Below are 12,409 nucleotides of genomic sequence, written 5' to 3' on the forward strand. Positions count from 1 at the left end.
TCTTTTCTCACTTTACAACAAATGTTTCTTTGAGCAAATCCTCATCGGCAGAAGAAGCACCAACCATCACACTAAATTCACCCGGTTCCACAATCCAATTCATTTTCTTGTCGTAGAAACCTAGTTTATCGGGAGTAATTGTAAAATCAACAACCTTGCTTTCGCCTGCCTTCAGAGAGACACGGGCAAAGTCTTTCAGCTCTTTCACCGGACGAGTAACACTACTATAAGTATCACGCAAATAGAGTTGTACAATTTCAACACCATCTCTACTACCCGCATTCGTTATTTTTACACTTGCTTGCACATTACCATCTTTAGCTATCTCTTTAGCGGATAGTTTTAAATCAGTATACTTGTAATTAGTGTAAGAAAGACCATAACCAAACGGCCAAAGCGGTGTGCTAGGTTTCACAGCATACGGATGGAAATATTGAGAAGGTTTATGATTATAAATCATTTGCAACTGTCCCACACTGCGAGGAATGGTTATTGCCAGTTTAGCAGAAGGATTCACCTTACCATAAAGAATTTCGGCAACTGCCTGACCACCCAGCATTCCCGGTGCCCACGCTTCCACAACAGCCGGAAGATGTTCCGCAGCCCATTCTACACCAAGAGGACGTCCGTTAACTAAAATCAGGATCGTTGGCTTTCCTGAAGCGGCAATCTTCTGAATGAGTTCGTTTTGTAAACCGACAAGATCTAAATCCGAGCGATCCGTATCTTCACCATCTGTACGATCTGTCCAACGAAAGCGCATCATATACTCACCCGCTACCACAATATTAAGATCAGCTTCTTTCGCATGATCCACAGCCTCGGCTACCTTCTTGGGATCCATATTGCGAGGGTCCCATCCTTGATCTACAAAGTCGAATTTGGTATCAGGAGCCACCTGTTGCAGGCCTTCGAGTATAGTCGTTACGTTTTCATCTTTCTGAACAGCCGACCAATCACCCAAGATATTCATATCATTGGCATTAATCCCCGTTACCAAAACTTTCTTATATTTCTTCGCATCCAAAGGAAGTAATCCGTCATTCTTAAGCAACACAATGCTAGTACGCGCAGCATCCAAAGCCGTTTTACGATGTTCGTCGCACAGACGAATCTTCATGCTTTGAGCTTCATTGGCTAAAGGTTGCTCAAACAGGCCCAAACGAAACTTTATATCCAAAATGCGACGAACAGATTCATCAATGCGAGATTCAGGGATGCGTCCTTCCTTGACCAATTCAACGACCATCTCATTCCAATGAATGCCATGCATGTGCATATCCATACCAGCCATGATAGATTGGAAAAAAGCTTCTTTCATGTTTTCAGCCGTAGCATGTAAATCATGAATATGCTCTATATCCATCCAATCACTTACCACGAAGCCCGGGAACTTCCATTCTCCACGTAACACATCCTGTATCAGCCACTCATTACTATGGCAAGGTATGCCATTGAGTTCGTTATGGGCAGTCATCAGTGACATAGCACCCGCTTCTACTCCGGCTTTAAACGGTGGAAAGAAAACTTCGCGCAAAGTCCGTTCAGACAGATCGGCAGGCGATCCATTTGTACCGTTGATCGGTTCACTACCTCCAACAAAATGTTTGATGCAAGCTAAAACATCCTCTTTGCCATTCAACTGGCCCTGATATCCCTTAACCGATTGCACACCCATAAGAGTAACCAAATACGGATCTTCCCCATAAGTTTCCCCTACTCTACCCCAACGGGCATCACGAGCAACTTCCACATTAGGGTTAAACGTCCAGTGCATATTCATCGCACGCATCTCCTTTGCCGTCTCTCTGGCTATTTTGTAGGCCATCAAGGTATCAAAAGAACAAGCTAAGCCTATATTAGTGGGGTAAACCGTATTATCCGGTGCATTCGCATTCCCATGGATGGCATCAATACCAAAGATAATTGGGATTTGAAGACGACTTTTCATTGCCAGTGATTGAAGGTAATTGGCCTCTTTAATCGTTAGCACATGCAAGAAAGAGCCAATCAATCCTTGTGCAGTCCACTTCTCAACATCTTTATCCGTAACACCCGGATAGAAAGCATTGGCCGTATTATTCTTCAGTTGATCTGCAGTCATTACAGCACTATTTGCCTTGATATGCTCAATGCCAACAAACTGATTCATCTGACCGACCTTTTCTTCAAGAGTCATGCGACCCAATAAGTCTTCTACCCGATCTTTCACCGGAGCGGAAGGATCCTTATAAATTTCTTTTTTATCGGCAGAACCGGAGCCCACCGTGAGTGTCATTGCCATTGCAACTAAAAGGTTTTTCATGGTTTATAATCTATTTCAAAATGGTTGATATTACACAGATACAAATGTAAGGTTGGCAAGTTAGCCAAACAAGTACAATTTTATCCAAAGATAGTATTATTTCAGGTTTGGCATCTGATCACGGGTAAGTATCACACTTTGTTTGAATGCATCTTTCCACCAAACAATGTTAGCATATTGGTGAGTTGTTTCATTAAAAGCAGCACCAGAAACCTCTTTAGTCCTATCATAGTCGTACCATGGCATAAACCAGGACCAAGTAGCACCGGCATTCCACTGCAAAGACATATTAGCCACGTTGCCACATTCACTTAGAGTAATCATTTTATTGGGATAACTTTGAGCTAAAGAAGTGTATTCATCCGTTAATTGAGAAATCACCGTTTTATTATAGATATCACAACTAATAATGTCTACATATTCATTGCCCGGATACCATTCATTATCACCTGTTTGTGCTGTCCATACCCAAATAAGATTATTCACGCCCCTTTCTTTAAATGTATCAAACATTAGTTTCCATAATGCTTTGAATGGCGTAGCTCCTTTGGCTCCCCACCAAAACCATCCACCGGAAGCTTCATGCATAGGGCGCCAGATAACCGGAATGTTCTTGGCTTTTAGAAGTAACAAGTAATCAGCTATTTTATCCAAATCAGCTTTCACACGTAAATTTTCAGATGTACCGTTTTGAACAGCTTTAGTGATATCAAACGATGTTTCTCCGGTACCATTATTCTTTCCGGTATAATAGAAACCATAATTACTACTACCTTCTGATTGAGGAACATTCCAATGCCATGTTGCTGCAACCAGCCCATTATTACTCCACCAATTCTCAACCACTGTTGTATTTCCGTAATCAATCCAATTGGCAGGAGATGCATACAAATGAACAAAGTCAAAAGCATTCAGCGCAGGATATTTATCCGTATGTTTGTACACCCATTCAGCCTCATTAATGTTCCAGCTTACATTGGCCATGGTGCCTGAGATGAGCTTTTTACCATAATTCTCTTTCAAAAAATCATAAACTTTAATTGCTTGAGCTGAAGGATTGGGGCTACACAATGCACTAGTTATCGATTGTTTGGGCACCGTACTGAAAGTAATAGAAACTTTCGGCGCTTCTAATTTTGTTGGTCCCAATATAACACCTTTAGGTACAATCAATTGGTAATCTGTTCCCTTTTCTAAACCGGAAACCCGTATGGTTACTTTGGTTAAAACAGCTGAAACGCTTATTATGGAAGCACTTCCCAAGGTGACTTTGCTGTGTTCGGAAGAAAGAGAAGTGACATTCTGGTTATAAGTCAGAACAATAGTTATATCACCTGAAGGAAGATCTTTTGCTCCGTCCATTGGATTACTGTTTATCATTTCGGGAGCCTTCATCATTGATATTTCAGGTTCATTATCCCCTCCACTACATGATGTAATGAATAAAAACCCAATGAAAAAAAAGAAAAGATTATATGATATTTTCTTCATAGTCTTATTCGTTTATTACTTTCTTTACTCATCTGACATTATGATTGCATAAATAAAAGAAACTTGCTCAATTTAATGTAGTAGCATTCCACTGAGCAAGTCTTTTTATTATTCTCTTAATCCGTTTTCCTTAATTTCTATTTAGATGTTGCTCCGCCAGTAATGATGGAAACTTTTGAGATAACCAAATTCTGACCTTGAATAATAAGAGCCGTCTTCGACCATCCGTCTTCGGTAGCCATTATTTTATCAAGGAATTCTTGAGTTAAGCCCATTTCATAAGATGTCTGATCTTTATCCTTAAACTGAAGGATTTCTTTCCATTGCCCCCAGTTTGCATCATTAATCTGCATTTTACCTTCAACTACTGTTACAGTCAAATAGAATTTCATAATAGAACCAGCCTTTACTCCTTCAAATGACTCCTTATATATGCGGAACGCACCGCCAGCCGCCTCATTTGCCCATGATCCCAAGTCATGAACTTTATCCATAATCACCGTTTCAATGATCCCTGAAGAAATTACTTTTATAATATAAGACACTTCTCCATTAGACGAAATCAGCTTAAAGGTAGTATTACCATTCGCATTATTAGGAATAAGTATATTAAGTGTAGAACCTTGAAGTATATACTGAACATTATTTCCATTCACCTGAACATTAGTCAGCTTATCACCATTCTGAATTCCTATTGATAAAATAGTGCCTGATTTAATTTCTGTATCCGAGCTCGGAAGCACAGGTACATAACAGAATACAGGTTTCGTTACCTCTAAAGAGGCACATTTAACCGTTTCACCATTCTTCATCGTCAGCGTAACTTCTCCACTTTCAGCATCAACCGGCACCTTAACTTCTAATTCTGTACTTCCAGCAGAAGTGACGGTTACTTTCTTATTGCCTCCGAAAGTAACGGCAGCGACCAAATCAAGATGCTTACCTTGCAAAACAACATCGCTACCAGCGGCAACCGATGAAGGATTATAAGCAATAACCTCAGGTTTCAATGTAGATATAAGCACAGACGCAGTATGTCCGCTTGCTGTATTCAATACCAGATTTCCACTAATGGCACCATCAGGCGTGGTAACCTTAATTTCTGTAGCAGTTTTTGAACTTGGAGTGACAACATTGGCTACATTTGGAAAAACAACAGATGTTACCAGCTCCATATTTACACCTTTAATACTAATAACATCACCTGTTTTAATATCGGTTGCCGGTGTTGCCACTAAAGAAGCAGGAACCGCCATACCAATATTGGCAATGGCTACCTTCACTCCCGAATAAGCAACCATAACGACAGCACCATCTGATGCATTCTGAGGTAATATAAAGCTAAGTTTATAGCTGCCACCCGCACTCTTCGTTGATGCAACTATATCCATTGCCTCTAGAGTAAACTCTACGCTATCACCATTGGGCATCAAGATCTGTTTTACCAAGTCCAAATCCTTACCTTGTATAGTTATCACATTGCCAGGTTTCTTTGAAGTCAAATCCAATGTTTGGGTTACAGAAGGTAAAATAATATTCAAGGCTTCATTTGAATAGATCCAATTAGGTATCTCAGCACCATCGGAAATAATAATCTTACCTGTTTGGGCCTCCTTCGGAACTATTAATTTGATTTCCTTACGTTCATGTTTGGTAAAAGCATCACTTTTCACGATCACGTTATCAGCGAAGATTACCTCTTTAATCAGATTCAAATATTCGCCGGTAATAGTCAATTCTCCACCCGCTTTTATCGGATTAGGGGCTATTGCATCCAAACTGATCGGCTCCATGAACGTCAATTTTGTCTTTGTCGTAATATCACCATTGGGAGTTTTCAAGACAACTAACCCCGGTTCTGCCGTTTGAGGTATAGTAATACGAATCTCCGTATTACTAATCACCTTAATATCCGTTATCTCACCAGACCCCGGGATAACAACAGCTGTAACTTTATCCAGACCACTACCCAAGAAGCGAAGTTCACCTCCACGAGCTACGGGACTTGGCCCGAATACATTCAAATTGACGCCGCCTGTATACTGGTTGGTATCTTCCCCATCTTCATTATCACAAGCCGTAAACGACAAGCAGCTAAGGATCATCAAGCACATCATCCAAAGTGCCGACAGTTTATATGTTTTATTCATATTACTATTAGTTTTTAAAGTTATTCAACAGGTACTACACGAATGTTGTCTATACAGATAATCGGATTACAGTCTGTGCCAAGCACACCACCATTCCAAACGAAGAAGGTAAGTCCTGTCATACGACTCTTATCCAAAGCATTGGCAGACTTATTACCATCATGAGTTTTATTAAATTCTGATAGCTTCATAGAAACTGTCAGCCATTTATTGCCTGTATCATAAGAGCCGGAATCTTTCCATGGAATCCACAAACCACGAGGCGTAGCAGTATTGCTAAAATAACCATTATTCCCTGTATTAATCGTCACATCTTCATTAGAAGAGAAAATAACCTGCAACGCACTTGACATCCAAGGGTTGGAGGTCGGTACATAGATTTCAAACTTCAATTGCAGATGATTGACTCCATATTTCTCTATCATTTCTGCAAATTCAGGCAAAGAAGATAATTCAGGATATTCCTTAGGTGGATTCTTAACTGAACCAGGCCAATAATTGAATGAAAATTCATTTTCAGCCCAAGTTGCGCCTACTGCACCTCCCATAGCACCTCCAAAATAAAGATAGGGACCGTCAATACCTACAGGATCTGAATTTCGAACAACACCGTTACGCCAGCCGTTAGCAAGAGCAAAACCACCATGAGAGCCATCCCAATCAAATAAAATATTACGCTTATCCATATATTGAAATTTGGAACGTCCGGTACCATAGATAGACTTCACATTAATATAGCCATCAAGAGAATTGTTTGGGATAATAAAACTAACCGTTGTTTTCGTAATATTGGTAATTTCAGTAACTCCAATATTTCCAGGCATTGTTATTGTCAACGGAACATTAGGATCATCTAAAAAGTAGTCACCATAAATCGTTACTTCACTACCCGGCTTAGCATACTCGCAAGACATGGAGTTCACAGCAGGAGTCGGTACAAGGACCTTAAAATCATAGGCGATAGTGTCTTTTGATTTTGTTATCATATAGATTTTATCGGTAACTTTAGCCGGAATAGTTTTAGGCACATCAATGAGTAATGTGTGATCGGTAATGTAACTCGTATTCAAAACAGCCTTTTGATCATTGAAATAAAGTTCGTAAATGCTACGCAGATTATCTCCGACTAAGCATACGGTATTTGCCATATAAGCTCCACTTAACAAGGAGTCCGCAACTTGAGGAAGCGGTAAGCGTATATATTTAACAGTAGGTAATCCTCCTGCAACTTCATACTTATCCGGCTCATCTTCGCAGGCAGCCATTGAAAAACCCGCAATTATAATCGCAGCCGCAAAGAACCAATTCATATATTTATTGTTTTTCATCTTTTTCAGCATTAAAATTAATAACTAAATTCACTACGTACATCCACATGAATAGGGTCTTTCATCAAGTTGGGATTAAATACCACATCTTCCGTTGGGAAAGGCAAAGTAAAGCTTGATATAGTTACGTTCGGTGCCTTGGCTTCTGGATTATAACGTTGGTCATCCGGATTAACAACATAAGATTTATTTTCATAATAACCCTTATACAAACTATTCAACCCATAATATACATCACGGCGTTGAGATTTCAATTCGTTAATGGCACGTTGCGGATCATAATATGACAAGCGTACGTAATCATACCAACGATCACCTTCACACGCTAATTCCAGACGCCGTTCTTTCCAGACTTGCTCCCAAGTAATGGATTCAGGACGAGGGGCAGAAGCCACAGCACGATGACGAACAGTATAAAACGCATCAATCGCACTTGCGTCAGTAGTAGAAGCATTATTTCCAATTTTAGCCTCAGCGTAGATGAGATAGACATCTGACAAACGCAAGATATGTGTACTCAATCCACTAACCATATTACCGGCAGAAATGCCTAGCCCTACGACATGATCATTGGCATTACCATACAGCTGTTTTACTGCGTTAGCACCTGTTCCTGATTGTAATTCACCCGGCCCACCGGCCCCGTAGTTTTCTTTATCATAAATAAACTTCAGATAATCGAATCCACCTTTATCCTGCCAGAAATATTCATAAACATCTCCCGCCATCATCATAGTGGCCTTGCGTCGACTATCCGTATCCGTACGATTTGAAGGAGATTCAAGTACGCTTACACCAAAAGCCTCCTGCAGATCAACAGAAGGACCACCGTAACCTCCCCAGCAGTCTCCAAACTCATCGAAACCTACCATAGCCAAATCAGATTGTAATGTGTTTTGAGCAGTCCAAGGATCACGAGTTGGATACCAATGCCAAGAAATCAAACATTCACGATTTTTATTGTTCGCTAAACGAAATACATCAGAATAGCTCTTTAATAAACTACGCCCGGAATTATCAATGACATCTTTCGCATAAGAAGCAGCCTTATCCAAATCTTCTTGGTTGCGAGTGCCCGATTGTCCAAGACCGGATTTTGTGAGATAAACCTTTGCCATCAGGCCTTTGGCTGAATATTGATCAATGCGCCCATCCTCACCTTTAGACGGCAATAGCTCAATAGCCTTCTCTAATGTCATAATAATGTATTCATATACATCAGTTGCCTCTATCCTAAATTTCGAATTATATGTTCCGCTGGCAAGTTCTGCAGTATTATCATGTATAATAGGTACTGCTCCAAACGAACGTACCAAATAGAAATAAGCCATCGCTTTCCAAACCAAGCATTCGCCCATGCATTGATTAATAACGGACTGAGAAGCATTAGCTGTTTTCAGACGAGCATAAACAGTATTGGCATGGCCATTCACCGCCCACAAAGAATAGGACATATTTACCAAATCGGCGTCAGTACCATTCACTGTAAAATCCAAATAAGGGCTACTCCCCATATAATAATTACCCGATAGTACTTCTCCAACTTTAATAAATCCACGCTGAAAATCATACCATGGTGAATTATAGAGATAATTGACACCTTGTATGCATTGTTCATCGTTCTGGTAGAAGTTAGCTTCATTATAGTTATCCTCTGCCGGACGGTTCAGGAAATCCTCACAGGAAGAAATAGTCATTCCCAATACAGCGGCAAATATTAAATATTTAAATTCCTTGATTTTCATATATCTTTAATTTTAGGTATTAGAAAGAAACATTTAGACCGAATGAATAAACCGTCGGTGACGGATAACGTCCATTATCTAAGCCATAAACATTGGCGTTGGCTGTGTTGACCCCAATCTCAGGATCATAACCATCGTATTTGGTGATCGTTAATAGATTTTGGATATTGGCATATAGACGCAAACTTCCCAAACCTACTTTCTTTATCATACTATTTGGAAATGTATAACCTAAAGTAATATTCTTGAGACGAATATAAGAGCCATCTTCAATGTAACGGTCGCTGATACGGTCGTTATCATTGGGATCTTGGATCGAGGGACGAGGAATAGAAGTATTTGGATTATTAACTTTCACATTCGTTACGTCATCATACCACTTTCCACCATTAGCGTATGCCTTGTTCGGATCAATTGGAACTAGTTCTGCACGATCCGCTATAGTATTCAATTGATTACTCCATGCAGTATTCATATGTGTCAATTTCATACTCAAGTAATTAAAAACCTTATTTCCATAAGAGCCATTAATAAAGACTGACAAATCAAAGTTCTTATAACGAAATGTATTAGTCCAACCAAATGTAAAATCGGGCATTGGAGAACCGATATTGGTCTTATCATAGTCATTTATTACACCATCTGGTTTTCCATCAGGTCCACTGAGATCTTTATATTTCATATCACCTACCCAAACTGTATTTGCCCGATTAAAGACTCCGTCAGCCGGATATTTCTCAGGTTTTGCAGATGCCTGCAAATCTTCCAAATCTTTGTAAACACCATCACAAACATAGCCATAAAAGTTAAACAACGACTCACCTATCCTTGAGACACTAACCACATCTGACCATTGTCCATAACCCACAATCTGTCCACTCGATGTTCCGGCCAGTCCTCTCAATTTGTTTTTATTAAAAGAAATCTGGAAATCAGAATCCCATTGAAACTTACCTATAACAGGATGCGTATTCAAAGAAAGTTCTATACCCTTATTCTCTATGTTACCATAGTTACCATAAGGAGCTGCTAATGCAGAAGAACCATTTCCTGATGTACCCATATAAGATGGTAATTGTAAAGGCATCAACATATCAGTAGACACTTTCTTATACCAATCGGCTGTTAAATTAACGCGATCCTGAAATAAAGATAAATCAATACCGACATTCCACTGTTCTTGAGCTTCCCATTTTATAGATGTATTTGGAATATTAGCCGGACGATATCCCATACCCAATCCTGAAGGCATTCTTGAAATTGTAGTACCCCATTTATAACCACCTATATTGGAATTACCGGTTTGTCCCCAACCTAAACGTAATTTACCGTTGTTCACTACTCCTTTAAAAGGCTCAAAGAATTTTTCATTAGAAAAGCGCCAAGACCCAGCTAATGAATGAAAGCCTGCCCAACGATTATTGGGACCGAAATTAGAAGAACCATCGTAGCGGTAAGTATATGTAGCCAAATAACGTTCCGCATAATTATATGTCAAACGAGTAAAGAAAGAAGCCATTGAAGAACTACCAAAACCAGCATTAATTGTTGGAGTTCCTGAGCCCAAAGCTGGATTATGAACTTCATCAGAAGGAAGTCCTGTATTAAAGATGCTAGTAAAGTCATAATTAGACTCCCAACATTCCTGACCAATCATAGCTGTAAAATGATGATCTTGAATGTTATCTGTATAAGTTATATAGTTCTTCAATTGCCAAAAAGTACTACTATTTTTCTGAATGCCGCTTTCATTGCTTTGGCGTTTCCATGTACCTAAATCTATCATTGGTTTGTAGCGATCACCTTTTGATGAACTGATATCATAGCCTAATTCAGCATGCCATACCAATTTTTTAATCGGAGAGATATCAAAGAAAATATTTCCCGTCAATTTCTGGCGATCTAGCAAGATATCATCCTTTAAAGCCAGAGCAATAGGGTTTGGATTAGTGTAACCTTCGCGAACTATTGTCGCATAATTCCCGTCTATATCATAGATCGGAATATCAGGAATAGTTTGCAAAGAATAATTAATAATACCTTGATCACTATCTGCCAATTTTAAATCTTCAGCAGTAGCTGAATAAGTAGCACTCAAACCTATTTTCAGCCACTCCTTCAACTGACTATCCAGATTGGTTCGGAAGGAATAACGATTGAAGTTTGAGCCAATCAAAGTACCATCTTGATCCATGTAAGAAGCTGATACATAATATTTTATTTTATCTGTACCACCTTGCGCTGATATTTGATGTTGCTGTTGCAGAGCTGTCTGAAAAACGGCATCTTGCCAGTTAGTTCCTGTTCCAAGTAAAGAAGGATCAGCATAATAGTTATCTCCTTCTAATTGGACGGTAGATACCAGATCATTATAAAATTCAGCATATTCGCGAAGATTCATCATATCCAAACGCTTTGTCTGACGCTGAACAGCAAACATGCCATCATAGGTGAATTTAGCTTCACCTGCTTTACCACGTTTGGTCGTAATCAAGACAACACCATTAGAGCCTTGTGCGCCATAGATTGCAGTAGCAGATGCATCCTTCAATATTTCCATGGATAAAATATCCGAAGGGTTTATGGTAGATAACGGTGAAATGGTAGAAACCGCACCATTACCAAGAGCATCTCCTAAACCAAAGTCAGATCCTCTTTGTCCTCCGCCTTGCACAATCACACCATCAATTACGTATAGAGGTTCTGCACCGGCAAGGATAGTAGACTGACCACGAACACGGATAGAAGATGAAGATCCCGGAGCACCGGAAGTCGAAACAGCAGTCACACCTGCTGCACGGCCCTGAAAGGATTGATCAAGGTTCGTTATCACCGAACCTTTGATTTTATCTTCACTCATGGAGACTGATGCACCAGAGAGGTCACTCTTTTTCATTGTGCCATAACCCACTACTACTACTTCATCAAGCAGTTCAGTATCTTCTTTCATCGAAACATTGAGAGTCTTCTGTCCGGGCTTAATTGTTATTTCCTGAGTCTTATACCCCATACAAGAAACAACCAGAACATTTTTACCTGCGGGAATATTTACGCTAAATCCTCCGCTTATATCAGAAATAGTACCCGAAGTAGTACCTTTCACGAGTATATTGGCACCAATCATCGGAGAACCATCGTTCGCATCGGTAATTGTACCGGTAACATGGGTTTGTTGGGCCATCACATGGCAACTCACAAAGAGTGCCGTTAGAAACAACAGAATGTTCTTCATTTTCATATATAATTAGATTTTAAAGATAACGTGATTTTACAATAACAAAGATAGATTTATACAAACTTCAGAACAAATACAATTTTATCATAAATCAATACTTTATAAATATTTATCGCAATAGAATAATCAAAAAGTTAACTATTACTTGGACAGAC

The 12,409-nt window shown here is 39.6% G+C and carries 6 protein-coding genes; all 6 read right to left on the reverse strand.

All coding sequences use genetic code 11. From position 1 onward, the window contains the following. Positions 1-7: 7 nt before the first annotated feature. Entirely contained in the window at positions 8-2,305 is a 2,298-nt protein-coding gene (locus tag BQ5338_RS12055; RefSeq protein ID WP_071147092.1) for a glycoside hydrolase family 3 N-terminal domain-containing protein, read from the reverse strand. A gap of 96 nt (positions 2,306-2,401) precedes the next feature. Then, positions 2,402-3,796: a glycosyl hydrolase gene (locus BQ5338_RS12060; RefSeq protein ID WP_071147093.1), complete on the reverse strand. Its 1,395-nt coding sequence runs from the start codon at positions 3,794-3,796 to the stop codon at positions 2,402-2,404. A 137-nt stretch (positions 3,797-3,933) separates the two neighbouring features. After that, a complete protein-coding gene (locus BQ5338_RS12065) occupies positions 3,934-5,946 on the reverse strand; it encodes an IPT/TIG domain-containing protein (RefSeq protein WP_071147094.1) in 2,013 nt (670 codons plus the stop codon). A gap of 20 nt (positions 5,947-5,966) precedes the next feature. After that, entirely contained in the window at positions 5,967-7,274 is a 1,308-nt protein-coding gene (locus BQ5338_RS12070; protein WP_071147852.1) for a glycan-binding surface protein, read from the reverse strand. A 17-nt stretch (positions 7,275-7,291) separates the two neighbouring features. Beyond that, positions 7,292-9,019, reverse strand: a complete 1,728-nt coding sequence (locus tag BQ5338_RS12075; protein WP_071147095.1) for a RagB/SusD family nutrient uptake outer membrane protein — start codon at positions 9,017-9,019, stop codon at positions 7,292-7,294. Between the two features lie 19 nt (positions 9,020-9,038). After that, complete coding sequence (locus BQ5338_RS12080; RefSeq protein WP_235816442.1) at positions 9,039-12,200, reverse strand: SusC/RagA family TonB-linked outer membrane protein; 3,162 nt, start codon at positions 12,198-12,200, stop codon at positions 9,039-9,041. Between the last annotated feature and the right edge of the window lie 209 nt (positions 12,201-12,409).

Origin of the sequence: Bacteroides ihuae (genome assembly GCF_900104585.1) — a bacterium.
Lineage (GTDB): Bacteria > Bacteroidota > Bacteroidia > Bacteroidales > Bacteroidaceae > Bacteroides > Bacteroides ihuae.